This is a genomic window from Bordetella sp. BOR01 (assembly GCF_019218885.1).
Taxonomy (GTDB): Bacteria; Pseudomonadota; Gammaproteobacteria; order Burkholderiales; family Burkholderiaceae_B; genus Bordetella_A.
This window is the reverse complement of record NZ_JAHUWT010000001.1, coordinates 1,037,143-1,061,998: the sequence shown is the minus strand read 5'-3', so window position 1 is coordinate 1,061,998 and position 24,856 is coordinate 1,037,143. Positions and strand designations below refer to the sequence as shown.

The window sequence follows — 24,856 nt, the reverse complement described above, 5'->3', positions numbered from 1 at the left end:
TCAGGCGAAGCGCTCGCCGTAGCGTTTTTCCGAGTAACCCACCGTGACTTCGCCGTCGGGAGTCACCGTGACCGGGCGGCGCACCAGCGCCGGGTAGTCGGCGATGAGGCGCGTCCAGTCGGCGTCGGTTTGCGCCGCCTTGCGGTCGTCGGACAGGCTGCGCCAGGTCATCGAGGTGCGGTTCACCAGCTTTTCCCAGCCACCCACCTTGCCCGCCCAGGCCTTCAGCGTGGCGGCGGGCAGGGGGTGGTCGCGGTAGTCGATGAACTCATGCGCCACGCCGTGGCTTTCCAGCCAGTCGCGCGCCTTGATGCAGGTGCTGCACTTGTTCAGGCCATACAGGGTTGTTTGGGGTTTCATTTGGATTCGGCTTCCTTGCGCTGTTGCAAGCGGTTGACCAGGATGACGCAGGTGCCCACCGCCAGGATGAACAGGGTGGCCAGCGCGTTGACTTCGGGTTTCAGGCCCAGCCGCACGCGCGAGAACACTTCCATGGGCAGCGTGGTGGACCCCGGCCCCGACAGGAACGAAGCCAGCACCACGTCATCGAGCGACAAGGTGAACGATAGCAGCCAGGCTGACACCAGCGCTGGTGCGATCAGCGGCAGCGTGATGCGGAAGAACACCGTCAGCGGCGTGGCGCCCAGGTCGAGCGCAGCTTCTTCGAGCGAGCGGTCCAGGTCGCGGATGCGCGCCTGGATCACCACGGCCACGAAGGCCATGCACAGCGTGACGTGGCCCACCCAGATGGTGAAAATACCGTTTTCCGCCGGCCAGCCCAGCGTGCCGCGCAGTTCCACGAACATCAGCAAGAGCGAGATACCCAGCACGACCTCGGGAATGACCAGCGGCGCGCTGAGCATGCCCACGTACAGCGTGAAGCCGCGAAACCGGCCCATGCGCACCAGCACGTAACCGGCCCAGGTGCCGATGATGACCGCGGCGGTGGCAGTCAGGGCGGCGATCTTGAACGACAGCCAGGCGGCGCGCAGCAGCGCGTCGTCGCTGAACAAGGAACCGTACCAGCGCAGGGAGAAGCCGCTCCAGGAGGTGACCAGCGGCGAATCGTTGAACGAGAACACCATCAGGCTGATGATGGGCGCGTACAGGAAGAAGTAGCCCAGCCCCAGCGCCAGGCCGCGCGCGGTCTTGTTGGGCCCCTTCATGCGCCCCCCCGTTGCATGGCCTCTTGCTGGCGCACCTGGTTGTACTGGAACAGCGCCAGCGGAACCAGCAGCAGCAAGACCATGACGCAGGTCACCGCCGAGGCCATGGGCCAGTCGGCGTTGTTGAAGAATTCATTCCACATGACGCGGCCCATCATCAGGGTATCGGCGCCGCCCAGCATTTCCGGGATGACGTATTCGCCCACCGTGGGGATGAACACCAGCATGGCGCCGGCGATGACGCCGGGGCGCGACAGCGGCACGGTGATGCGCCAGAACGCCTGCCAGGGCCGCGCGCCCAGGTCGTAGGCGGCCTCGAGCAGGCGCAGGTCCATCTTCACCAGGTTGGCATACAGCGGCAGGATGAAGAACGGCAGGTAGGCGTACACCAGGCCGATATACACCGCCAGGTCGGTGCGATAAATTTCCAGCGGGCTGGAAATGATGCCCAGGCTCATCAGCAGCTTGTTGAGCAGGCCGTCGTTGCGCAGGATGCCCACCCAGGCGTACACGCGCAGCAGCAGCGAGGTCCAGAACGGCAGGATCACGCCCAGCAGCAGCACGTTGCGTATCGACGGCGACGAGCGGGCAATGTAGTAGGCAATGGGGTAGCCGATCAGCGCGCACCATACGGTGGTGACGGCGGCCATTTTCAGCGAGTTCAGGTACGTGGCCAGATACAGGCTGTCGGTGAACAGCAGGATATAGCCGCGCAGGTGCAGGCTGAACTGGATGGCCTCGTCCTGGAATTCGGCCAGCGCCGTATAGGGCGGAATGCCGAACTGCAGTTCGGCAAAGCTGATCTTGAGCACCAGCAGGAACGGCACCAGCAAGAACAGCGTCAGCCACAGGAACGGCGGCACGACCGCCAGGGTGCGGCCCGACGGCAGCCAGTCGCGCGGCGCGGGCAGCTTCATGAGGCCAGCACCGTGGCGCTGTCGGCATCCCAGCTGACGAAGATTTCCTCGTCGATGCCGGGCGCGTCGATCTGGGCCAGCAGCAGGCTGGGCACGCTGGCCTCGACGACTTTGCCGGAATCCAGGCGCACCTGGTAGAGCGCGTAGCTGCCCATCCAGGCCATGTGGCTGACCATGCCATGCGCCCAGTTGTAATCGCCCTGGGGCTGGGTGCGCGACACCACCAGGCGTTCGGGCCGGATCGACACGTGCACTTCCATGCCCAGCGGCTCGCTGACGCCGTGGCTGACGTACAGCGGACGGGTGAGCTCGGTGCATTCGATGGCGACGTGGTCGGGCTCATCGACCACGATGGTGCCGGTGAGCAGATTGGTCGAACCAATGAAGCCGGCCACGAAGCGCGAATTGGGAAACGCGTAGACGTCTTGCGGCGTGCCGCATTGCACGATCTGGCCTTCGGTCATGACGGCCAGGCGGTGCGCCATGGTCATGGCCTCTTCCTGGTCGTGCGTGACCATGATGCAGGTCACGCCCACCTGCTCCAGGATCTTGACCAGCTCGATCTGGGTTTTCTGGCGGATCTGCTTGTCCAGCGCCGACATGGGTTCGTCCAGCAGCAACAGCTTGGGCCGCTTGACCAGGCTGCGCGCCAGCGCCACGCGCTGCTGCTGTCCGCCCGACAACTGGTGCGGCTTGCGGCGCGAATAGCCGGCCATCTGCACCAGGTTCAGGGCCTCGAACACGCGGTCGTGGATCTCGGCGCGGTCCACGCCTTCCTGCTTCAGGCCGAAGGCCACGTTGGCCTCGACCGTCATGTGGGGAAACAGCGCGTACGACTGGAACATCATGTTGACCGGACGCCGGTACGGCGGCATCGCGGTGATGTCTTCGCCATCGAGCATGATCTGGCCCGAGGTGGCTTCCTCGAAGCCGGCCAGCATGCGCAGCAAGGTCGATTTGCCGCACCCGGAACTGCCCAGCAGCGCGAAGATCTCGTTGCGCTTGACCGCCAGGTCGACCGAGCGCACGGCGACCACATCGCCGAATATCTTGACCAGGTCGGACACCCTGACGAATTCGTCGGGGTCGGCCGAATGCTGCGCCGCGTAACGGCTTTCGCTCATGATGGCTATCGTCCGGACTTCAATTCAGCCCACATGCGGGTTTGCAGGCGCTGGATCTTCAGGGGCTGGGCCTTGATCACATAGAGCGATTTGGCCACTTCGGGCGGCGGGTAGATCATGGGGTTGTCGGCCACGTCTTTCACCACGAACTCGCGCGCCGCCTTGTTGGCGTTGGGGTAGAACATGGTGTTGGTGATGGCCGCATGCACTTGGGGCGTCTCGATATAGTTGATGAACGCGTGGGCGGCCTCCGGGTGCGGCGCGTCTTTCGGGATGGCCATGACGTCGAACCAGGCGGGCGCCCCGCCCTTCGGAATGAAGTAGTTGATCTCGTAGGGGCGCTTGGCCTCTTGGGCGCGCTTGCGGGAAATCATGACGTCGCCCGAAAAGCCGTAGACCATGCACAGGTCGCCCACGGCGAGCTCGTCGATGTAGCCCGACGAACTGAACTGGCGGATATACGGCCGGATCTGCTTGAGCAGGGCCAGCGCGGCCTGGTAGTCATCTGGGTTGTCGCTGTTGGGATCCTTGCCCAGGTACTTCAGCACTGCCGGGAACACCTGCGCGGCCTCGTCCAGCACCGAAATGCCGCAGTCTTTGAGCTTGGCGGCGTTTTCCGGCTTGAACAGCATGTCCCAGCTGGCCAGGTCGACGTCGTCGCCCATGACCTGCCTGACCTTGGTGACGTTGTAGCCCAGGCCGTTGGTGCCGTAGCCCCAGGGGATGACGTGTTCATTGCCCGGATCCACCGAGGCCACCAGGGCCATGATGTCGGGGTCCAGGTTCTTCCAATTGGGGATCTTGGACTTGTCCAGCTTCTGGTACAGCCCGGCCTGGATCTGGCGCGATGCGTAATGGGTGGACGGCACCACCACGTCGTAACCCGACTTGCCAGTCAGCAGCTTGGCCTGCAGCGTGTCGTTGTTGTCGTAGACGTCGTAGCGCACCTTGATGCCGGTTTCGCGTTCGAAACCCGGAATAGTGTCGGGCGCCGTGTACTCGGCCCAGTTATAGACATTGACGACCTTGTCCTGCGCCCCCGCGCTCGCCACGGCGGCGGCGGCCAGCGCCGCGCCCAGCGCCCATTGCATTCCCGCCTTCATGTTCATTGCGAGCCCCTTGCCACACATTGTGCGAAATTTGCCAAAGGGCAAAATAATAAAGCCTTTTTACGGGGGGTTGTCCAGGAAAAGCCGACGAAGCCGCCCTTTTTGCCCCGGGACAGGCCGGGGCCAGCCAGCGTGGGCGATGATGGGTCCAGGTGGAACGAGGCCAGGTGTCAGGCTCCGCAGGTGCCTGACACCATTGTGTGCCACGACTGTCTCAGTCGTATGGTGTCAGGCTCCCTGTGGGAGCCTGACACCTGGACATATGTTTCAATCCAGGCAGGCGCGGTAGGCCTGGTCGAGCCGGTGCCAGAACGCCAGGCCGGCCGCGCCGCCCACCTTCTGCAGCGAACGCCGCAGGCGCAGCAAGTTGGCGCGGCGGGCCCGTGGCGACACCCCGCCCGCCGTGCCGCGATCGAAATCGATCAGCCATGCGCGCCCTTGCGCGTCGAGCAGGATGTTGTAGGCATTCAGGTCGGCATGCCACACGCCCAGGCGGTGCATGGCGGCGATGGCGCTGGCGGCGGCATCCCACACCGGCTCGTCCAGCAGGTGCGCCAACGGCCGCACATGGGCAATGCGTTCTACCAGGATGGCCGCGCGGTAAGTCAGCCCTTGATGCCAGTACGCGGCCGCCAGCGGCGCCGGCACGCTCAGGCCGCGTTCGCGCAGCCAGGCCAGCAGGCGGTATTCGCGAAAGCTGCGGGTGCGGGATTCGCCCTGCCACAAATAGGCATTGCGGCTGACCCGCGCCGCCAGCCCGCCGCGCCGGTAGCCGCGCAATACGCCTTGCCAGTCGTCGCCCTGCACGAACCAGGCCGACTGGCGGCCGCCTGCGTCCACCGGGCGCGCCTGCGCACCATACCAGGCGGGATCCAGCCAGCGCGGGTCGGCCGCCCCCAGGCGGGCATCGCAAAGCATGGCGCCGGCCGGCGGGCCGGCCCAGGCCAGCCGCCGGGCGCCGGCGGCGACATCGAAGCCGTGTTCAGTCTTCACGATTGCGCATCCAGTCGGCCACGCCATAGAACGAGGCCAACAGGCGCTCGACCAGTTCCGGCGCCAGGCCCTGGTCTTGCATGGCGCGGCCCATGCAGGCCAGCCATTGGTCGCGTTCGACGCGGCCAATGGAAAACGGCAGGTGGCGCGCGCGCAGCCGCGGATGGCCGTAGCGCTCGATGTAATAGTTGGGGCCGCCGAAGTAGCCGCACAGGAACAGGAACAGCTTGTCGCGCGCCGAATCCAGGCTGGGCCCGTGCGCCGCGCGCAAGGCCGCCAAGTCGGGTTCGAGGTCCATCAGGTCGTAGAAACGGTCGACCAGGGCCCGGATGGCCGCATCGCCGCCCAGGGTTTCATGAAGCGTGGCCGAGGTTTGCAGGGATTCGACCTGGGGTTGGACACGGGTAGCAGTCATCAGGCTTCTCGCAGGGTAAGCAGCGGCGGCGTGCGCAGCACGCCGCGCAGGGCCAGCGCGGCGCCGCCCCAGGCGGCCACCATGCCGCCCGCCACGCCCACCAGCCAGGGCCAGGCGCTGAGCGTAATGCGGAAATCGAACACATAGGTGGACAAGGCCCAGGCAATGATGCTGGCCCCGGCCGCCGCCAGCAGGCCCGCCAGCCCGCCCACGGCCAGGACTTCCAGGCGCTGTGCGCGCGCCAGCTGGGCCCGCGTGGCGCCCAGTGCGCGCAGCACCGCGGCTTCGCGCACCCGCTCGTCGCGGGTAGCCGTAAGGGCCGCGGCCAGCACCAGCACGCCAGCGGCCAGCGTGAACACAAACAGCAGTTGCACCGCGGTGACGACCTGGTCCAGCACCGATTGCAACTGGTTCAGGATGGAACCCACGTCGAACACCGTCAGGTTGGGAAACTGGCGCAGCAGCTCGCGGGGCAGCGCCGCCTGGCTGGGCGGCAAGTGAAACGAGGTGATCCAGCTGTGCGGCATGTTTTCCAGCGCCGCGGGCGACAGCACCGCGAAGAAATTGACCTGCATGGAATCCCAATCGACGCTGCGCGTGCCGGATACGGTGACGTCGACCTGCTGGCCGGCGATATCGAAGGTAAGCACGTCGCCCAGCGACAGGCGCAGCGACTTGGCCAGGCCCGATTCCAGCGAGACCTCAGGCATGTCGGGCCGCAGCCAGCGCCCTTGGTCGATGCTATTGCCGGCCGGCAGGGCGTCGCCATAAGACAGGTTGAACTCGCGGTCGACCAGGCGCTTGGCGCGTGGCTCTTCGTAGTCGGCCGGCCCCACGGGGCGGCCGCCGACCGCGACCAGGCGGCCGCGCACCATGGGCCACAGCGCCACATCGCGCAGCCCATGGCCGGCCAGGAAATCGAGCACGGGCTGGCGCTGGTCGGGCTGGATATTGATCAGGAAGCGGTTGGGCGCATCGGGCGGCAGCGTGCGCTGCCAACCGGCCACCAGGTCGGTGCGGGTCATGGCCAACAGCAGCAGGGCCATCAGGCCGATGGCCAGCGCGCACACCTGGGTGATGGTGGCGGCGCGCCGGCGCACCACGCCGGCCAGTGCGAAGCGCAGTGCCGGCAGGCCGGCGGCCACGCCGCGCAGCCGGCCCAGGCCCAGCACGCACAGCCAGGCCACCAGCGCGAAGGCCGCGAACGCGCCCAGGAAACCGCCCGCTACCACGGCTCCCAGCCGCGCGTTGCCGGCGAACCACCAGATCAGCAGGGCAAAGCCGACCGCGCCTAGGGCATAGCCCGCCGCGCTGCGGGCGCGCAAGGTATCGGCATCGCGGCGCAGCACCCGGGCCGGCGGTACGTGGCGCAATTGCGCCAGCGCAGGCAGCGCGAAGCCCAGCAACAGCAGCACCCCTGTCACCAGGCCCTGCAAGGCCGGAATGGCCGATGGCGCCGGCAACTGGGTGTCGATCAGGCTGCCCAGCGCCAGCACCAGGCCCTGGTGCACGGCGTAGCCCAGCAGGCAGCCAGCCGCCGATGCGAACAGGCCGACCAGGGTGAATTCCAGTACCAGCATGCGGGTGACCTGCGCCTGCACGGCGCCCAGGCAGCGCATGACCGCGATGCCATCGCGGTGCCGCACCATGAACCGCCCGGCCGCCAGCGCCACCGCCACGGCCGAGATCAACACGGCCAGCAATGCCACCAGCGACAGGAAGCGTTGCGCGCGATCGAGCGTGCGCTGGACTTCGGGGCGTCCGGATTCCAGGGTGGCCAGTTTCTGGCCGCGCTGCAGGTGCTCGCCCAGCCAATCGGAATAAGCGGCCACGGCGGCCGGTTCGCCGGCGGCCAGCAAGGCGTAGTCGATACGGCTGCCGGGCGCCACCAGGCCGGTGGCCGGCACGTCGTCGGCCCGCATCATGATGCGCGGCGCCACGTTCACGAACTGCATGCCGCGATCGGGTTCATAGGTGATCACGCGCGCCACCCGCAGCCGGCTATCGCCCAGGCCGACGGTGTCGCCCACGCCTATGCCCAGCAGGGCCAGCAACTGCGGGTCGGCCCAGACCGTGCCGGGCGCCGGGATGTCGCGCGTGGGCGTGCCCTCGGCGTAGGCGGCGTCGGCCACCCGCAGGCTGCCGCGCAGCGGATAGCCGGGCTCGACGGCCTTCAACGAGACCAGTTGCGCGGCATCGCCGGCGCTGGCCATGGAAGGAAACTGCAGGGTGCGCGAGACTTCCAGCCCCTGCTGGCGGGCGGCGTCGATGAACCCGGCGGAAATGGGCTCGTCGGCGTCCAGCACCAGGTCGGCCCCCAGCATCTGGCTGGCATCGCGCTCAAGGGCGCGGCCGACCCGGTCGGCCAGGAACCCCACGCTGGTGACGGCGGCCACGGCCACCACCAGGGCCAGCACCAGCAGGCGCAGTTCGCCGGCCCGGGCATCGCGCATCATCATGCGCGCGCCCTGGCGCAGGGCTGTCATCAGGCCGGGCGGCCGGGTACGGGGAGAAGAATCAGGGAAATCCATCATTTTGCAATGGTAACCAATGGTCTGTTTGTCAGGGGAATCCCGCTATCATTCGCGCTGGGCGTAACATGCGATGCGCCAATACCAATATTTGTTCCCCGGAGAAGACACCATGCGTAAGACTTGGCTTGCCGCCACCATCCTGGCTGCCTGCGCCGCCACCGCCGCGCTGCCCGCAGCCGCCCAGAATACGCTGAAGATGGCGTATGCCCTATCGACGTCGTCGCACTATGGTGCCGGCGCCGACGCCTTCGCCAAATCCATCGAGGCGTCCAGCAACGGCAAGTACAAAGTCCAGCAGTTCGCCAATAGCGCGCTGGGCGGCGAACGCGAAGTGATCGAAGGCCTGCAGATCGGCACCATCGACCTGGCCATCGTGTCCACCGGCGCCACCCTGAACTTCGTGCCCGAGACGGGCGTCTTCGATATTCCCTTCCTGCTGCGCGACCTGCAGCACGCCCGCAAGGTGCTCGACAGCCAGATCGGCCAGGACATGCTGGCCAAGTTCCCGGACCGCGGCATCATCGCGCTGGCCTGGGGCGAGCAAGGCTTTCGCCACCTGACCAACAACGTGCGCCCGGTAAAGACGCCGGCCGACGCCAAGGGCCTGAAGATCCGCACCACCGAGAACCCCATCCATATTTCGGCCTTCCGCGCCATCGGCATCCTGCCCACTCCCATGGCCTGGCCTGAAGTGGCCACCGCCTTGCAGCAAGGCACCATCGACGGCCAGGAAAACCCGCTGTCGGTGATCACCTCGGCCAAGCTGTCGCAAATACAAAAATACCTGTCGCTGACCGGCCACGTGTACGGCCCGGCCCTGGTGCTGATGTCGGCCAATGTGTATGAAGGCCTGTCCGACGCCGAGAAGGCCAGCTTCCAGCAGGCCGGCAAGGCTTCGGCCCAGGCCATGCGCGACTACGTCGACAACATCGAGAAAACCGGCGTCGAACAATTGCGCAAGGAAGGCATGGAAGTCACCACCGATGTCGACCGCGATGCCTTCGCCGCCGCGGTGGAACCCGCCTACGCCGAGTACTACAAGAAATACGACAAGAAGCTGATCGAGGCGATCCGCGACACGAAGTAAGGCCGGCCCCGGCCGGGCCGGGCTGCCGCGCGCGGCCCGGCCACCTGTCCGCCCCATTCAGCACCGACGCCATCTCCGCATCCGGAACTCACCATGCGCTTGCTCAGTCTTGCCGAACGCTCCCTGTTCAAGGGCGTGTCGGTCATCGCCCAGATCTTGCTGGTGGCCGCCGCGGCCGCCGCTTTCTACCAGGTTATCGCCCGCTTCGTCCTGCACGAGCCCTCTGACTGGAGCGAGGTGCTGACCCGCGCGCTGCTGATCTGGACGGTGCTGCTGGGCATCGCCCTGGCCTTTCGCCATGGCGCGATGATCAGCGTGGAACTGCTGCACAACCTGTTGCAGGGCGGCAAGCAGCGCGCGCTGGAACACCTGATCGCCGTCACGTGCATCGCCTTCCTGGTGTTCATCGCCTGGATCGGCGGACACATGACCTACCGGGTGCGTTTCCAGAACGTGCCCAGCCTGGATATCTCGATTTCCTGGATCTACCTGGCGATTCCCGTGGGCGCCTCGCTGGCGGCCCTTGCCGTGCTGGCGCGCTGGCTGCTCGGCGCCGACGAACCCGCCCCGGTGCGCAACGACGCACAAGGCTGAGAGTGAGACCCACCCCCGAAGCGCTGCGCGCTCCCCCCTCAAGGGGGCGACGCTGGCGGACCGGCAAAGCCGGCTCCGCGGCGTCCCCGGTCGAGCCCGCGCCTGCTTCATGCGACGCTGGGTGGGCCGTAGCGCAATGAAAAACTGATACGCACTGACCATATAGGCTGTTTGCCATGTCCCAATTGATGATTCTGACGATGCTGATCTTCTTCGGGCTGTCAGTGCCCGTGGCGATCGCGATCGGCCTGGCCAGCCTGACCGGGGTGTCGCTGGCCGGCCTGCCCTGGCTGGTGGTGGCGCAGCAGCTGTACGCGGCGCTGGACAAGTACCCGCTGGTGGCGGTGCCCTTCTTCATCCTGGCCGGCAACCTGATGGAAGCAGGCGGCATATCGGACCGCATGGTCGAGTTCGCGAAAAGCGTGGTGGGCGGTGTCCAGGGCGGCCTGGCATGCACCTGCGTGCTGACCTGCATGATTTTCGCGGCCGTGGCCGGTTCCAGCGTGGCCACCACCTTCGCCGTCGGCGCGATCCTGATCCCGGCGATGATCCGCCATGGCTATCCGGCGCCATTCGCGGCGTCGCTGCAGGCCAGCGCGGCCGAGCTGGGCGTGATCATCCCGCCGTCGATCCCGATGATCCTGTTCGCCGTGTCCACCGACACGTCCACCGGCGAGCTGTTCATTGCCGGTGTCTTGCCCGGCATCCTGATCGGCGGCGCGTTGATGCTGTATGTGTGGCTGTATGCCAAGCGCCACGGCCTGGGCAAGCTGGACGGCGAAGGCAGGCTGCCGCTGTGGCCGGCTTTCAAGCGCGCCTGGCTGGCGCTGATGATGCCCGTGATCATCCTGGGCGGCATCTATGGCGGCATCTTCACGCCCACCGAGGCCTCGGTGGTGGCGGTGATGTACGCCGTGGTGGTCGGCAAGTTCGTCTATGGCCGGCTCAGCTTCCGCACGCTGTCCCAGACGCTGCACCGCTCGGTGATATCCACCTCGGTGATCATGTTCATCATCGCCAACGCCGGCGTATTCAGCTTCCTGCTCAACCGTGCCGGGGTGCCCGACGCGCTGGGCGCCTGGCTGGCGCAATTGTTCCACGACAAGATCACTTTCCTGCTGGGCGTCAATGCCGCACTGTTCGTCATCGGCATGTTCATCGAGACCTCGGCCTCGGTGGTGGTGCTGGCCCCCCTGCTGCTGCCGGTGGCCATGCAGTTCGGCGTCGAGCCCGTGCATTTCGGCGTCATCATGGTGGTCAACCTGGCGCTGGGCATGATCACGCCGCCGTTCGGCGTCAACCTGTTTGCCGCCTGCGCAGTGGCCAAGCTGCCGCTCGAACGCCTGGTCAAGCCGCTGATTCCCTTCGTGCTGGTGGTGATCGCCTGCTTGATGGTGATCACCTATTGGCCGGGCCTGTCGCTGGGGCTGCGCGATCTGGTCTACGCCAAGTAGCCGGCCGCCGCGTGTGATACCGTTGCTGGCGTTATGAATGCTTCGTTTCCCCTGCGCCAGGAATGCCCCCCGGGAGCCTGTGTCTGCGATCGCGACAGGCTGCTGGCCACGCCTGGCGGCGATATCCGCATCCTGCGCCTGACCCGCGAAGAAGAAAAAAAACTGGTGGCGCGCCTGGAAAACCTGGCCAGCCTGGATGACTTGCGTCGCATGCAGGAACTGATGCGCGCCCAGCTGGGCGTTGCCCTCACCATCGCGCCCGGCGCCAATGAAGTGCGCACCGTGCGCGGCCTGCACATCGAGATCGCAAGCCTGCCGGGCCTGTGCAGCAAGACCCGGCAGACCTTGCCCGCCGCCATTCGCCGCGGGCTGGAACGCAAGCCGGAAATCGTCTATGCGCTGCTCGATTCCTACGACCTGCTGGGCGGCGGTTGATTTCCGTCGGCGCCGCGCCCGGCTCAATCGACGCGGATGTTCACCGACTTGACGACCCCGGCCCATTTGTCGAGCTCGCCACGGATGAAACTTTCCAGTTCGGCGGGCGTGCTGGCGGTGGGCACGGCGCCTTCTTTCTCGAAATGCTGCCGCAGGCTGGGCGCACTCATGGCTTTCTTGATTGCCGCGCTCAGCGTGTCCACCACCGCTTGCGGCGTGCCGCGCGGCGCCAGCAGCGCGTTCCACGTATTGATGTCGTAGCCCTGGAAGGCGGCGTTCTCGCCCAGCGCGGGCACATCGGGCAACTGCGGTGACCGTTCCTGCGTGGTGACCGCCAGGGCGCGCAAATTGCCGGCCTTCACTTGCGACATGGCGCCGGGCAGCGTGGCAAAACTGAATTGCGCCTCGCCGCTCATCACCGCCGTGTTGGCCAGCGCGCCGCCGCGGTACGGGACGTGCACCAGGTCCAGGTGCGCCTGCTGCGCGAACATGGCCCCGGCCAAGTGCACCGGTGAGCCATTGCCGCTGGACGAATAGTTCAGTTCGCCCGGCTTGGATCTGGCCAGGGCCACCAGTTCGTCCACGCTCTTGGCCGGCAGCTTGGGGTTGGTGACCAGCACCAGCGGAATCGACGCGACCATCGCCACGGGCGTGAAGCCGCCCAGCGGGTCATAGCCCAGCGTGCGCTGGTAGAGCGCCGGATTGATGCCATGGCTGGACACCGTCGCCATGAACAAGGTGTAGCCGTCGGGCCGCGAATCCTGCACGTACGAAGCGGCGATATTACCGGCCGCGCCGGGCTTGTTCTCGACGATGATCGATTGCTTGAGCTCCTTGCCCAGTTGCTCGCCCAGTACCCGCGCCAGGATATCGGTGGTGCCGCCGGCGGCATAGCCGACCACGATGCGTATCGGCTGGTCGGGATACGCGGCCCGGGCCGCGGGCAGGCCGCCGGCCGCGCCCGCCATGGCCAGGACGGCCAGGAAGCGTTTCATGCGTATGCCTTTCATGCTTGTCTCCGTATTGTGCTGAATCTGCTTCATGAGGGCCGTGACACATGGCCCGGGCAGCCCGCGGATCGGGACGCCGGCGCGAAGGCAGCCGCCATCCCCGCGTGGCGAGCGCACGCGGCCCTGCCGGGGCAGGCGCCCGGCAATCAGGTACAGGTGTAGGTGAAACGCCCGGCCGCTTACCGCGCGGCCGGGGTTCAGGTGCCGGTGAACACCGGCGCCCGCTTCTCGGCGAAGGCCTTGCGTCCTTCGCGGTAGTCATTGCTCTCGAAGCAGGCCATCACCAGCCGGTTCATGGCCTGCAGGTCGACTTCGGGGCCCAACTGCTGCATCTGGCGGATCATCTTCTTGCCGGCATGCAGGGTCAGCGGCGCGTTGGCGCCGATCTTCGCGATCGAGTCCTGCACCGCCGCATCCAGGTCGGCCGCGCCGACCACCTGATGCAGCAGCCCGCGCGCCTCGGCCTCGGCGGCTGTGTAGCGCGCCGCCGTCAGGAAGATTTCCAGCGCGCGCGCGGGGCCTACCGTCGTCACCAGGTTGCGGATGGCCGTCATGCGGTAGCCCAGCCCCAGCTTGCCGGCCGGGATGGCGAACGAACTGTCGTCCGAGGCGATGCGCACGTCGCAGCACAGCGCGATATTCAGGCCGCCGCCGATGCAGTAGCCCTTGATGCGCGCCACCGTGGGCTTGTCGTAGTCATACAGCGCCAACTGCGCCGCCTCGGCGACTTTTTCGTACGCCTGCACTGCGTCTTCGCCCGCGCGCAGCGTATCGAACTGCGAGATATTGGCGCCGCTGACGAATGCGCGCTCACCGGCGCCGGTCAACACCACCAGCCGGATGGCCGGGTCTTCGGCCAGCGCCTGCAACGCAATAGGCAGGCCTTCCCACATGGCGTACGACACCGCGTTGTGCCGGCCCGGATCGTTGAACGTGATCCAGCCTGCCGGGCCGCGTTTCTCGACGACAAGGTTCTCGGTGATGCGGTCTTGCAGAATGCGTTCGGATGTCATGGGGTGCCTGCCTGATTCGGGTCTTGTTCGGATTGCAGCAGCGCGCGCCGGCGCTGCATGCCGTTGGAAAGATGCTGGCGCATGGCGGCGCGCGCGGCGTCGCTGTCGCGCGCGACGATCGCGTCGAAAATGCGATGGTGCTCGGCCTCGATCTGTGCCACGCGGTCGGTGCCGGTACTGCCGTAGCGCAGCGTGCGCACGGCATCGCCGATGGCCCGCCCGAACAGCGACAGCAGCCTGACGAAATACGGATTGTTGGTGGCTTGGCAAACCACCATATGGAAATCCAGGGCGCGGTCGGCGCCGTGGCGCCAGTCGCCGCCGGCGGCGTCCACCCGCGCCAGTGCCTGGCGCAGCGTGTCCAGTTGCACCTCGGTGCGCTGCTGCGCGGCCAATGCCGCCGCGCCGGCCTCGATCTCGACGCGCAGTTGGTAGACCTGCTCCAGCGCATCGGCATGCAGCAGGTCGGACGGCAGTATCTCGAAGTTGTGCTGGCCGGGCTCGGCCGCCACGAAGCTGCCGACCCCGCGCCGCGTCTCGATGTAGCCCGACAGCTTCAGGCGCGCGATGGCCTCGCGCACCACATTGCGGCTGACGCCGAACGACTGGGACAGCTCCAGTTCGGTGGGCAGGCGCTGGCCCGGTTCGAAAGCCTGGCTGATGATCTTCTGGCGGATCTGCTGGGCGATCTCGTCAGGTAGATTGTCGGGCCGGTCCAGGCTGTCGAACAGCGAATCGGGCAAGGGTTTCGGGCGGGCCATGGAATTCCTGACGGATGAACGTGGAAAATGGCGATGGTGTCACACGGCCCCGGCGGCGCGCAAACGCTCGCACGCGGCGGCATCCAGCCCCAGCCAGCCCAGGATCTCGTCGGAATGGGCGCCGGTTTCAGGCGCGGCGCTTACCGGCGGCATCTCGGCCCCATCGAACACCACGGGCGGCGCCATGATGTCGATGCCGCCGCGTTGCGGATGGCTGACGCGCCGGGTCATGGCCAGGTGCCGCACCTGTTCATCCTGGAACGCCGTATCCATGGACAGGATCGGCCCGCAGGGCACGCCGGCGGCATTCAGGTTCTCGATCCATTGCGCGCTGGTGCGGCGGCGCGTGCGCGCGATGATCTCGCGGTTCAGGTCGGCCCGGTTTTCCACCCGCAGGCCGGCCGAGGCAAAGCGCGGGTCGCCGTTCATTTCCGGCATTTCCAGCACTTCGCACAGCCGCGCGTACATGCCCGACCCCATGGCCGCGATGTTGATATAGCCATCGGCTGTGGGATACACGCCCGTGGGCGCGCTGGTGGGATGATCGTTGCCCGATTGGCCGGGCACTTCGCCGTCGATCAGCCAGCGCGTGGCCTGGAAGTCCATCATCCAGACCTGTGCCTGCAAGAGCGAGGTATGCACCCAACGCCCCTGCCCGGTCCGCTCGCGGTCCAGCAGGGCCATCAGGATGCCGATGGCCGCGAACAGGCCGGCGCTGAGGTCGGCGATCGGGATGCCGGCACGCATCGGACCGCGGCCGGCCTCGCCGGTGACCGACATCAGGCCGCCGAGGCCCTGGGCGATCTGATCCAACCCGGGGCGGTCGGCATATGGGCCATCCTGGCCGAAGCCCGAGATACTGGCGTACACCAGGCGGGGGTTTATCTGCCTTAGCGACTCGAAGTCGATGCCCAGCTTGCGCTTGACCGACGGCCGGTAGTTTTCCACCAGCACGTCGGCGCGCTTGACCAGTTCCAGGAACACCGCCTTGCCCTCGGGGTGCTTCAGGTTGAGCGTCAGGCTGCGCTTGTTGCGATGCGTGTTCTGGTAATCGCTGAACTTGGCGGCGCCGCCCGGCTTGTCGTCCTTGACCTGGCTAGGCTCTTCGATCTTGATCACATCGGCGCCCCAGTCGGCGAACTGCCGGACCGCGGTGGGGCCTGAACGCACGCGCGACAAGTCGAGAACCGTGAAACGATCGAGCGGGGCAAAAATCATGGAGCACCTTGTCATGACGATGTAGGTTGTTGGACATCCTACTTATATCCTCAGACCGCTCCTATCCTGGAAAACCCCGACCCTGCCAAGAAACCTCAGCCCCCATTCGGCGACTCCGCCAGGAATGCCAGTACCGCCTGCAGGAATTCCTCGGCCACCTCGACGTTGGGCATATGGACCGCCTGCAGCATCACCAGCCCGGCCCCGGGCACCGCGGCCGCAATCTGCTCGCCATGGCTGGCCAGGGTCACCGTATCGTCGCGCCCCGCGATCACCAGCGTCGGCCGCGATATGCGCCCCAGCACCGCCCGCAGGTCCGTATCGCGCACCGCTCCGAAATTACCCGCCAGCCCCTGCGCCGGCGTATGCATCACCATGGCGCGAAACCGCTCGACCAGTTCAGGGGTGTCGCGCCGCAACTGTGGCGGAAACCAATTGCCCATGAACATCTCGGCCGCCTGCGACAAATCCGGCGCGCGCAGCACCGAATCGATCAAGGCGCCCCACTGGTCGGCCGGCCCCAGATAAGGCGAGGTATTGCTCAGCACCAGGCGGTCGATACGATCGGGCGCATGCACCCCCAGCCACTGTCCCACGATGCCGCCCAGCGACAAGCCCAGGAAATGCGCGCGCCCGACACCCAGGGTATCCAGCAGTTCCAGCACATCGCGGCCCAGCCGTTCCAGGTCGTACGGCCCGGCCGGCGCATCCGAGGCGCCATGGCCGCGGGCGTCGTAGCGCAGCACGTGGAAATGGCGCGCCAGGGCCTGCACCTGCCCATCCCACATATGCAGCGTGGTGGCGATCGAATTCGACAGCACCAGCACCGGCTTGCCCGGCTGGCCGTCGTACCGGTAGGCAATGCGCTGCCCGTCGCTGGTGGAAAAGAAAGACAGTACGCTCATGACAGTTCCTGTATGAAGGTTCATGAGCAAATCGTAGTTGCGGGCCGTCCCGGAAGATATTACAAAGCTTTCACATTCTTTGTAGATCAACCTGACAAAGCCAACATGAGCGCATTCACCCTGCACGACCTGCAATGCTTCGATGCCGTGGTGCGTACCGGCGGGTTCCAGGCCGCCGCGACAGCGCTGCACCGTTCGCATCCCGCCGTGTTTGCGGCCGTGGCCAAGCTGGAGCGCCAGTTGGGCCTGGCCCTGCTGGACCGCGGCGGCTACCGGGTGTGCCTGACCGACGCCGGACGATCCTTCCACCGCAAGGCCCAAGCGCTGCTGCACGAACTGGAAGGGCTGCAGGCGCATGCTGCCCAATTGGCCATGGGCGAAGAAAGCGAATTGCGCGTCGTCATCGGCGACCTGTGCCCGCGCCCGGCCACCCTGGCGCTGCTCAGCCGCTTTTTCGCGAACTGCCCCGTCACGCGGCTGGACCTGCACTACGAGGCCGTCACGGGGCCATGGGAACGCCTGTTCGATGACCAGGCCGACCTGATCCTGCACCGGATAGACAAGAGCGATCCCCGCATTGAATGGGTCGACCTGTGCAAAGTGGCATTCGTACCGGTGGTGGCACCCGGCTTCCTGCCCTTTGCGCCGTCGCGCAGCCTGGCGCCCAACCAGTTGCGCGACTTCACTCAATGCATCATTCGCGACACCGCACGCCATACCGATGCCGAGAGCTATTTCGTGATCGAAGATGCGCACCAGTGCACCGTGCCCGACCAGCTGATGAAGAAAGAAATCATTCTGCAGGGCATGGCCTGGGGCCATCTGCCGCGCTTCCTGATCGAACGCGAACTGGCCAAGGGCCACCTGCTGGCCATCACCGGCCGCCATTTGCCGGGCCGCACCGAAGAGTTGGTCGCGGCGCGCCGCCGCGACCGCCCGCACGGGCCGGCGGCCAACCGCTTGTGGGAATTCCTGCAAACCCAGGCCGCCGGATTCCGCGCGGCCGCCGATGCCCCACCATCGAAGCGCGCCATCGCGCGCAAGCCGGCGCGCGGCGCACGCTGAGACGTCGTCCGCCTTCTACGCCGCGGCTTCGTCCACGGCGGGAAACGTCCCGCCCAGCTGCACCGTCAAGCGCCGTGCCGCCTGCAATACCGGGCCTGCAAACGCCGCATCCAGCCGCTCTGCCGGCATGGTCAGGGTCAGGGTACCGGCCAACTGCCCTGCTGCGCCGAACACCGGTGCCGCCACGCCGGCCACCTCGGCCACGCGGTCGCCCGCCAGCACCACCACGTGCTCGCGACGGATGCGTGCGTAGATATCGCCAGGCACGCCGTCGTAGGCCAGCATCACCCGGCCGCCTGCGCCGCGCTCCAGCGGCAGCAGGTCGCCTACCCGGATGTGGTCGCGCACCGGTCGTGGCGAATCGACGCGATGCAGGCACAGGCGCTTGCCGCCTTCACGGATGTAGAAGGCGGCGCTTTCCTGGGTTTGCGCCACCAGGTCGCGCAGCAGGGGCATGACCAAGGGTTCCAGCGAGAACGAACTGGCATACACCAGGTGCAGGCGGGCAATCTCGGGCCCCAGCGCGTAGCGGCCATCGGGCAGCTTGACGGCCAGGTGCGCATGCTCCAGCGATGACAGCATGCGCAGCACAGTGCTTTTGGGAATGCGCGTGCTCGCCGCGATATCGGCCAGGGTGGGGTTGGGCAACTCGCCCGAGAACACGGCCAGCACCGACAGCCCGCGGTCCAGCGTGGCAACACCGCCCGCGGCGGCATTCAGGTCGGCAACAGAAGGAACAGCGGGTTTGCGTGGCATGCGGGCGGCGGATTCGGGCAATGGCGATGACGGGAAGTGTAGTTTGACACGCCGATCCGCCCTGCCATATCATAAAGATAGAATATCGTTCTATCTTAGTGATTACCTTGACTAGAGACAAGCTGCGCGTCGAACGGCACCCCGGCTGGGCCTTGATCCGGATCGACCGCCCCCACAAACGCAATGCCCTGGACCGCGCCCTGCGCGCCGGCCTGATGGCCGCCTTGCGCGGCCTGGAAGGCGAGGCCCGCGCCATCGTCCTGACCGGCAGCGGCAGCGCCTTCTGCGCCGGCCTGGACCTGACCGAACGCGCGGCCGACCGCGCCGCCGGCCAAGACACCGGCGGGGCCGAGTGGGTGGAACTGAACGCCGCCATCCGCGCCCACCCGGCCGCCTTCATTGCGGCGGTCAATGGCATGGCGCTGGGCGGGGGCGTCACGCTGATGAATTCCTGCGACCTGGCGCTGGCCAGCGACAACGCCACCTTCGCCTGCCCCGAGCTGGGCTTCGCCACGTATGCCAGCGCCTCGGGCCCGACAACGCAGCTATCGGGTATTGCCCGCAAGCGCGCCGCCTGGCTGTTGCTGACCACCGAGCGCCTGGACGCAACCACCGTCGAACGCTGGGGCTTGCTCAATGAAGTCGTTGCGCCACCGGCCTTGCTGCCGCGCGCGGCCGCCCTGGCCGAACGCCTGGCCGGCTACGACCCGGTGGCGCTGACGGCGGTCAAGCAGGCCCTGGATCACATTCCCGCGGTCATCCGCGGCTGGCGCGAGGCCATGGAGTATGGCCAGCGCGTCAATGCCGGCATCCGGCACCACAACAACCACACCCCGTCACAGGAGACAACCCCATGAGCATTTCCCTTTCCCGCCGAGCCCTGCTCGCCATGTTGGGGGCAGCCGCGCTGGCGCCCGCCTATGGCCAGGATCCCTACCCCAACAAGCCGGTCACCATCGTGGTGCCGTTCGCCGTGGGCGGCAGCACCGACCTGGTGGCGCGCCTGATCGGCGACCAGCTTGGCGCCGCACTGGGCCAGCCCGCCATCGTGACCAACCGCACCGGTGGCGGCGGCGTCGTGGGCTGGAGCAACGTGGCGCGCGCCCAGCCCGACGGCTATACGCTGCTGACCACCGAAATGTCGTTCGCCATCGCGCCCGGCCTGGTGTCGAACCTGCCTTTCGACGCCAAGAAAGACTTCACGCACATCACCACGGCCGTGCAAGTACCGCACGTGCTGGTGGTCAACCCCAAGGTACCCGCCAAGACGGTGCAGGAACTGATCGCGCTGGCCAAGGAAAAACCCGGCCAACTGTTCTACGGATCGGGCGGCAACGGCACCAACACTCACCTGGCCGCCGAACTGTTCAAGGATTCGGCCGGCGACCTGGATATCGTGCACGTGCCGTACAAGGGTGCGGGCGCCGTGCTGGCCGACCTGATGGGCGGCCAGGTACAGATGCTGATCACCTCGCTGCCCACCGCCCTGCCCCACATCCAGTCGGGCAAGCTGCGCGCCTTGATGATCGCCAGCGACAAGCGCAGCCCTGCCCTGCCCGACGTGCCCAGCGCGCCAGAAGTCGGCCTGCCGCGCATGGACATCAAATTCTGGATCGGTTTCGCCGCTCCTGCCGGCACGCCGCAGGCGGCCATCGACAAGCTCAACCAATCCATCATCGCCACGCTGCGCCTGCCCGCCTCGCAAGAGCGGCTGGGGCAGATGGGCCTGGAGACCATCGGCAACACCCCGGCCGAAGCCACCCAGCTGGTCGACCAGGAAATGAGCCGCTGGGCAGACGTCGTCAAGCAACGCGGCATCAAAGTAGACTGAACCTCACGACATGGCATACCGACCTTTGCATGGCATTCGTGTCCTGGACCTGACCAATGTGCTGGCAGGCCCCTTCGCCTGCCACCAACTTGCCCACCTGGGCGCCGATGTCATCAAGGTCGAGGCGCGCGGCACGGGCGACCTGGCGCGCCAATTGGGCGCCGACCCCGGCTTGAACCAGCGCGGCATGGGCGCGTCGTTCCTGGCCCAGAACGCCGGCAAGCGCTCGATCACCGTCGACCTCAAGCAGCCACGCGGCAAGGCGGTGTTCCGCCGCCTGGTGCAGCGCGCCGACGTGGTGGTCGAGAATTTCCGGCCCGGTGTCATGCGGCGCCTGGGCCTGGACTTCGAAGCCTTGTGCGCGGACAACCCCAAGCTGGTTTACTGCGCCATCTCGGGCTTCGGCCAGGACGGCTCGCTGCGCGACCTGCCTGCCTACGACCAGATCGTGCAAGGCATGTCGGGCGCAATGAGCATCACCGGCAGCCCCGAGGCGGCACCACTGCGGGTGGGCTATCCGGTGGCCGATACCATCGGCGGCATGACGGCGGCCTACGCCATCGCGGCGGCCCTGGCCGACCGCCAGCGCACCCAGGGCTGCTTCATCGATATCTCGATGCTGGAAGCCATCATGGCAACCATGGGGTGGGCGGTTTCCAATTACCTGGTGGCGGGCCGGGAGGCTCAGCCGCTGGGCAATGAGAACATGACGGCAAGCCCTTCGGGCACGTTCCAGACCGGCTCGGGGCTGCTGAACATCGCGGCCAACCGGCAAAGCCAGTTCGAAGCGCTGTGCCAGGTGATCGGGCGCCCCGAGCTGGCACAGGACACGCGCTACGCCGAACGCGAAGCGCGGCTGCGCCATCGTTACGAACTCAAGGCCGATATCGAAGCAGCGCTGCAGGCCAGGACGGCCGAGCAATGGTGGCCGCTGCTGACTGCCGCCAGCGTGCCGTCGGGCCCGGTCTACACCGTGCCACAGGCTCTGGCGCATCCGCAGGTCGCCGAGCGCGGCATGATCGCCACCTTCAAGAATGCCCCCGGCGTGGACCGCGATATCAGCGTGCTGCGCACCGGCATCAAGCTGGACGGACAGGCGCCGGCCGTGGACACGCCGCCGCCCACGCTGGGCCAGCACACTGACGCGATCCTGGCGGAACTGGGCTATACGGCCGAAGACATCGCAACGCTGAAAACGGAGCAGGCAGTATGAACACCCCTGAACCCGGCAAGGCTGCCGCCTTTGCGGAACTGATGCAAGTGCGCGGCCTGGGCGCCATCGACCCGGCCGAAGTCACGATCACGGGCCACGATCCGTTCTTCGCCACCCCTTACCGGGTGGGCGAGGCGGTGGCGGCCAGCATCGCGGCGGTGGGCGTGGCGGCCAACGACATCTGGCAACTGCGCGCCGGCCGGCGCCAGGCCCTGAGCGTGGATGTGCGGGCCGCGGCCGCTACCTTGCGCACGGTCGACTACACCCGCGCCCGCCAGGGCGACGGCAGCTACGCGGCCGTGCCCATTCCCCAGGCCATGTCGCACATGATTTCGGTGACCCAGCCGTGGCAGACGCGCGACGGACAATGGCTGCTGCCGCACTTGAACCTGCCGCACCTGTCGGAGCGGGTGCTGGAAGTACTGCAGTGCGAAAGCACGCCGGCCGCGGTCGGCGCGGCCGTGGGCCGCTGGGACGCCGATGCCCTGGAAGACGCCATCGCGGCGGCGCGCGCCTGCGGCGGCAAGATTCGCACCGAAGCACAATGGCTGGCGCATCCGCAAGGCCGCTACCTGGCGGGCCAGCCTATCGTCCAGATCACCAAGGTGGCCGACTCGGCGCCCGAACCCTTCGCCCCCGGCCGCCGCCCCCTGTCCGGCGTGCGCGTGCTGGACCTGACGCGCATCCTGGCGGGCCCCGTGGCGGGCCGCACCCTGGCCGAGCATGGTGCCGATGTCCTGATGGTGACGGCGCCGCACCTGCCGCAAACACCGGAACACGTGCGCGACACCAGCCATGGCAAGCGCAGTTGCTTCCTCGACCTGCGCCAGTCGAGCCAGGCCGACACCATGCGCACGCTGTTGCGCGAGGCCGATGTATTTATCGACGGCTACCGGCCCGGCCGCCTGGGCAGCCTGGGATTCACCTCCGACGAGCTGCTGCGCCTGCGTCCCGGCCTGGTGCAGTTATCGGTCAGTTGCTTCGGGCCGGGCGGTCCGTGGGCCGACCGCGCGGGCTGGGAACAAGTGGCGCAGGCCGTGACCGGGGTATGCCATCGCAACGGCCAACTGACCAGCAATGGCCGGCCCAAGCTGGTGTTTGCGCCGCTGTGCGACTACACCACCGGCTACCTGGGCGCGCTGGGCGTCATGCTGGCGCTGGCCCGCCGGGCGCGCGAAGGCGGCAGCTATCGGGTGGACGTATCGCTGTGCCAATCGGCCATGTTCGCGCAGCGCCAAGGATTGGTCGATACCTACCAGGACGCGCCGCAGCAGCTCGATGCCAATGAACTGGATGCCTACACGGTGGCATCGGACACCTGCTACGGGGCCCTGAAAACCCTGGGCCCGGTGTTGCGCATGTCCGAGACCGCGCCGCGCTGGGCCATCCCCACGCCACGCCTGGGCGGCGATGCCCCCGCCTGGCAACCCCGCTGATTTTCAAGGCCATCCATGACGAATTCCACGACCGACCCCCGCCAACTTGCCCAGGACTGGTGGCGCACGTCCATCATCGACATGCAGCCCGGCGTGATCCGCTATCGCGGCTACGCCGTTGAAGACCTGATCGGCAATATCGGCCTGGCGCAGATGATCTGGCTGCTGACGCGCGGCGACCTGCCCAGCCCGCAACAGGCCGGCCTGCTGGAAGCCGCCCTGATGTCGGCCGTGGATCACGGGCCGCAGGCCCCCAGCATTGCCATCGCCCGCATGGCGGCCACCTGCGGCGTGGGCCTGAACGGCGCCATGGCCTCGGCGGTGAATGTGCTGGGCGATGTGCATGGCGGCGCGGGCGAGCAGGCGCTGGCGCTGTACCTGGATGCGGCCGCGCGCATCGATGCCGGCACGCCCCAGGCACAGTCCGTGGCCGACGCCGTGGACACCTATGCGGCCGCGCATGGCAAGGCGATTCCCGGTTTCGGGCATCGCTTCCATCCGGTCGATCCACGCAGCGCGCCGCTGCTGGCATTGGTGGATCGCGCCGCGCAAGCCGGCGAGATCAGCGGCCGCCACGCCGCCACCGCGCGTGCCATCGAGGCCCTGCTGCGCACACGCAAGGGCAAGCCCATTCCCATGAACATCGACGGCGCCACCGCCGTCATCTACGCCGAACTCGGCTTCGCCCCGCCGCTGGCGCGCGGCCTGTTCTGCCTGTCGCGCTCGGTGGGCGTGCTGGCCCATGCCTGGGAACAGACCCAGCAAGGCGGCCGCATCAAAGGCCCCATGCCGCGCCAGTTCATTCCCACCTACGATGGCCCGCCCCCCCGGCCGCTGCCGCGCACGGAGTAAACCATGTGGAATCTCTCGTTCGAGCCTCCCCAGGTAGTGCAGGCACGCGTGCTGGCCACCCTGCCCGATGCCCTGCGCCTGCGCCGCGCAAGCGACTGGGCCCATGCCAACAAGCCCGGCCAGGTGGTCGACAGCTTCCTGGAAGGCCCGGCGTTCGACCGGGCCGGCAACCTGTACCTGACCGATATCGCGCACGGGCGCATCTTCCGCCTGACTCCGGCCGGCCAGTGGCAAGCTGTCGCCGAAACCGGCGGCTGGCCCAACGGCATCGCGATCGACCGCGACGGCGATCTGTGGGTGGCCGATTACCGGCGCGGCCTCTTGCGCGTGCGGCCGGCTGAAGGCAACGTGGAAGTGATGCTGGGGCACCGCAACTCGGAAAGCTTCAAGGGCCTCAACGACCTGCACTTCGACCTGCGCGGCAATCTGTACTTCACCGACCAGGGCCAGACCGGGCTGCACGACCCCAGCGGCCGCGTGTACCGGCTGCGGCCATCCGGGCAATTGGACCTGCTGCTGGCCAACGGCCCCAGCCCGAACGGCGTCGCGCTGGATCCGGCCGGCCAGGTGCTGTACATGGCCATGACACGCGCCAATGCGGTCTGGCGCGCTCCGCTGCTGGCCGACGGCTCGCTATCGAAGGTGGGCGCGTTCCGCACCTTCTTCGGCGCCAGCGGGCCGGACGGCCTGGCCGTGGATGCCAAAGGCAGGCTGGTGGTGGCGCATGCCAGCCTGGGCGGCGCATTCGTGTTGAACGCGCGCGGCGAGGTCACCCATTTCGTGCGCAGCCCGGCGGGCTCCACCGTCACCAACCTGGCCTTCCAGCCGGAAACATCCACGCTGGTGATGACAGAATCGCAGACGGGTACCGTACTGCACGCGACACTGCCCGATATCGGCGCGCCGCTGTGGTCGCACGCCGACGCCGCGGGGCACTGAAACGCAATCGAGCCAGCCACCGGCTTCTT

Annotated in this window: 25 protein-coding genes; 11 read left to right on the top strand and 14 right to left on the bottom strand. The window is 67.3% G+C overall.

Features of this window, described 5'->3' with window-relative positions:
- The 8 genes from KW845_RS05070 to KW845_RS05035 all read right to left on the bottom strand — a co-directional run bounded on the left by KW845_RS05070 (nucleotide 1) and on the right by KW845_RS05035 (nucleotide 8,258).
- Entirely contained in the window at nucleotides 1-360 is a 360-nt protein-coding gene (locus KW845_RS05070) for a Spx/MgsR family RNA polymerase-binding regulatory protein (protein WP_218368061.1), read from the bottom strand.
- The gene (locus KW845_RS05065) at nucleotides 357-1,166 is read right to left on the bottom strand and encodes an ABC transporter permease subunit (RefSeq protein ID WP_218368060.1); all 810 of its coding nucleotides are present in this window, start codon (nucleotides 1,164-1,166) and stop codon (nucleotides 357-359) included. The genes KW845_RS05070 and KW845_RS05065 overlap by 4 nt, the downstream gene beginning before the upstream one ends.
- Entirely contained in the window at nucleotides 1,163-2,083 is a 921-nt protein-coding gene (locus KW845_RS05060; protein ID WP_218368059.1) for an ABC transporter permease subunit, read from the bottom strand. The genes KW845_RS05065 and KW845_RS05060 overlap by 4 nt, the downstream gene beginning before the upstream one ends.
- A complete protein-coding gene (locus KW845_RS05055) occupies nucleotides 2,080-3,207 on the bottom strand; it encodes an ABC transporter ATP-binding protein (protein ID WP_218368058.1) in 1,128 nt (375 codons plus the stop codon). Before KW845_RS05055 ends, KW845_RS05060 begins: the two co-directional genes overlap by 4 nt.
- Nucleotides 3,208-3,212: 5 nt before the next feature.
- Entirely contained in the window at nucleotides 3,213-4,316 is a 1,104-nt protein-coding gene (locus KW845_RS05050; protein WP_218368057.1) for a polyamine ABC transporter substrate-binding protein, read from the bottom strand.
- A gap of 267 nt (nucleotides 4,317-4,583) precedes the next feature.
- On the bottom strand, nucleotides 4,584-5,234 hold the full coding sequence (locus tag KW845_RS05045) for a 3-deoxy-D-manno-octulosonic acid kinase (protein ID WP_255592474.1): 651 nt from the start codon (nucleotides 5,232-5,234) through the stop codon (nucleotides 4,584-4,586).
- Between the two features lie 64 nt (nucleotides 5,235-5,298).
- On the bottom strand, nucleotides 5,299-5,724 hold the full coding sequence (locus KW845_RS05040; RefSeq protein ID WP_218368055.1) for a group II truncated hemoglobin: 426 nt from the start codon (nucleotides 5,722-5,724) through the stop codon (nucleotides 5,299-5,301).
- Nucleotides 5,724-8,258: an ABC transporter permease gene (locus KW845_RS05035; protein WP_218368054.1), complete on the bottom strand. Its 2,535-nt coding sequence runs from the start codon at nucleotides 8,256-8,258 to the stop codon at nucleotides 5,724-5,726. The genes KW845_RS05040 and KW845_RS05035 overlap by 1 nt, the downstream gene beginning before the upstream one ends.
- 109 nt (nucleotides 8,259-8,367) lie before the next feature.
- Between KW845_RS05035 and KW845_RS05030 the strand changes: the two genes are divergently transcribed.
- The 4 genes from KW845_RS05030 to KW845_RS05015 all read left to right on the top strand — a co-directional run bounded on the left by KW845_RS05030 (nucleotide 8,368) and on the right by KW845_RS05015 (nucleotide 11,828).
- Nucleotides 8,368-9,345, top strand: a complete 978-nt coding sequence (locus KW845_RS05030) for a TRAP transporter substrate-binding protein (RefSeq protein WP_218368053.1) — start codon at nucleotides 8,368-8,370, stop codon at nucleotides 9,343-9,345.
- Nucleotides 9,346-9,438: 93 nt separating this feature from the next.
- Nucleotides 9,439-9,939, top strand: coding sequence for a TRAP transporter small permease (locus tag KW845_RS05025; RefSeq protein WP_218368052.1), 501 nt, complete (start codon nucleotides 9,439-9,441; stop codon nucleotides 9,937-9,939).
- Nucleotides 9,940-10,115: 176 nt separating this feature from the next.
- Nucleotides 10,116-11,393, top strand: a complete 1,278-nt coding sequence (locus KW845_RS05020; RefSeq protein WP_218368051.1) for a TRAP transporter large permease — start codon at nucleotides 10,116-10,118, stop codon at nucleotides 11,391-11,393.
- Nucleotides 11,394-11,426: 33 nt separating this feature from the next.
- Nucleotides 11,427-11,828 (top strand): hypothetical protein, encoded by a 402-nt coding sequence (locus KW845_RS05015; RefSeq protein ID WP_218368050.1) that lies wholly within the window; start codon nucleotides 11,427-11,429, stop codon nucleotides 11,826-11,828.
- 23 nt (nucleotides 11,829-11,851) lie between these two features.
- On the opposite strand, the gene KW845_RS05010 is transcribed toward KW845_RS05015, so the two are convergent.
- From KW845_RS05010 to pcaD, 5 genes are all read right to left on the bottom strand, one after another.
- Nucleotides 11,852-12,838: a tripartite tricarboxylate transporter substrate binding protein gene (locus tag KW845_RS05010; RefSeq protein WP_218368049.1), complete on the bottom strand. Its 987-nt coding sequence runs from the start codon at nucleotides 12,836-12,838 to the stop codon at nucleotides 11,852-11,854.
- Nucleotides 12,839-13,035: 197 nt separating this feature from the next.
- Nucleotides 13,036-13,851: an enoyl-CoA hydratase gene (locus KW845_RS05005; RefSeq protein ID WP_218368048.1), complete on the bottom strand. Its 816-nt coding sequence runs from the start codon at nucleotides 13,849-13,851 to the stop codon at nucleotides 13,036-13,038.
- Entirely contained in the window at nucleotides 13,848-14,612 is a 765-nt protein-coding gene (locus KW845_RS05000) for a FadR/GntR family transcriptional regulator (RefSeq protein WP_218368047.1), read from the bottom strand. Before KW845_RS05000 ends, KW845_RS05005 begins: the two co-directional genes overlap by 4 nt.
- Before the next feature lie 39 nt (nucleotides 14,613-14,651).
- Nucleotides 14,652-15,830 (bottom strand): CaiB/BaiF CoA-transferase family protein, encoded by a 1,179-nt coding sequence (locus KW845_RS04995; RefSeq protein WP_218368046.1) that lies wholly within the window; start codon nucleotides 15,828-15,830, stop codon nucleotides 14,652-14,654.
- A 95-nt stretch (nucleotides 15,831-15,925) separates the two neighbouring features.
- Nucleotides 15,926-16,735 carry a 3-oxoadipate enol-lactonase gene (pcaD, locus tag KW845_RS04990; protein ID WP_218368045.1) on the bottom strand — a complete coding sequence of 270 codons (810 nt, stop codon included), beginning with the start codon at nucleotides 16,733-16,735 and terminating at the stop codon, nucleotides 15,926-15,928.
- Between the two features lie 105 nt (nucleotides 16,736-16,840).
- Between pcaD and KW845_RS04985 the strand changes: the two genes are divergently transcribed.
- The gene (locus tag KW845_RS04985) at nucleotides 16,841-17,800 is read left to right on the top strand and encodes a LysR family transcriptional regulator (protein ID WP_218368044.1); all 960 of its coding nucleotides are present in this window, start codon (nucleotides 16,841-16,843) and stop codon (nucleotides 17,798-17,800) included.
- 15 nt (nucleotides 17,801-17,815) lie between these two features.
- On the opposite strand, the gene KW845_RS04980 is transcribed toward KW845_RS04985, so the two are convergent.
- Nucleotides 17,816-18,556 carry an IclR family transcriptional regulator gene (locus KW845_RS04980; RefSeq protein WP_218368043.1) on the bottom strand — a complete coding sequence of 247 codons (741 nt, stop codon included), beginning with the start codon at nucleotides 18,554-18,556 and terminating at the stop codon, nucleotides 17,816-17,818.
- A 107-nt stretch (nucleotides 18,557-18,663) separates the two neighbouring features.
- Between KW845_RS04980 and KW845_RS04975 the strand changes: the two genes are divergently transcribed.
- Genes KW845_RS04975 through KW845_RS04950 form a run of 6 tightly spaced genes read left to right on the top strand, consistent with a single transcriptional unit; the run spans nucleotide 18,664 to nucleotide 24,827 of the window.
- Nucleotides 18,664-19,413, top strand: coding sequence for an enoyl-CoA hydratase/isomerase family protein (locus tag KW845_RS04975; RefSeq protein WP_218368042.1), 750 nt, complete (start codon nucleotides 18,664-18,666; stop codon nucleotides 19,411-19,413).
- Complete coding sequence (locus KW845_RS04970) at nucleotides 19,410-20,387, top strand: tripartite tricarboxylate transporter substrate binding protein (protein WP_218368041.1); 978 nt, start codon at nucleotides 19,410-19,412, stop codon at nucleotides 20,385-20,387. Before KW845_RS04975 ends, KW845_RS04970 begins: the two co-directional genes overlap by 4 nt.
- A 10-nt stretch (nucleotides 20,388-20,397) precedes the next feature.
- The gene (locus tag KW845_RS04965) at nucleotides 20,398-21,600 is read left to right on the top strand and encodes a CaiB/BaiF CoA-transferase family protein (protein ID WP_218368040.1); all 1,203 of its coding nucleotides are present in this window, start codon (nucleotides 20,398-20,400) and stop codon (nucleotides 21,598-21,600) included.
- Nucleotides 21,597-23,036: a CoA transferase gene (locus KW845_RS04960; RefSeq protein ID WP_218368039.1), complete on the top strand. Its 1,440-nt coding sequence runs from the start codon at nucleotides 21,597-21,599 to the stop codon at nucleotides 23,034-23,036. The genes KW845_RS04965 and KW845_RS04960 overlap by 4 nt, the downstream gene beginning before the upstream one ends.
- 15 nt (nucleotides 23,037-23,051) lie before the next feature.
- Entirely contained in the window at nucleotides 23,052-23,888 is an 837-nt protein-coding gene (locus KW845_RS04955; protein ID WP_218368038.1) for a citryl-CoA lyase, read from the top strand.
- A 3-nt stretch (nucleotides 23,889-23,891) separates the two neighbouring features.
- Nucleotides 23,892-24,827, top strand: coding sequence for an SMP-30/gluconolactonase/LRE family protein (locus tag KW845_RS04950; protein WP_218368037.1), 936 nt, complete (start codon nucleotides 23,892-23,894; stop codon nucleotides 24,825-24,827).
- The last annotated feature ends 29 nt before the right edge of the window (nucleotides 24,828-24,856 follow it).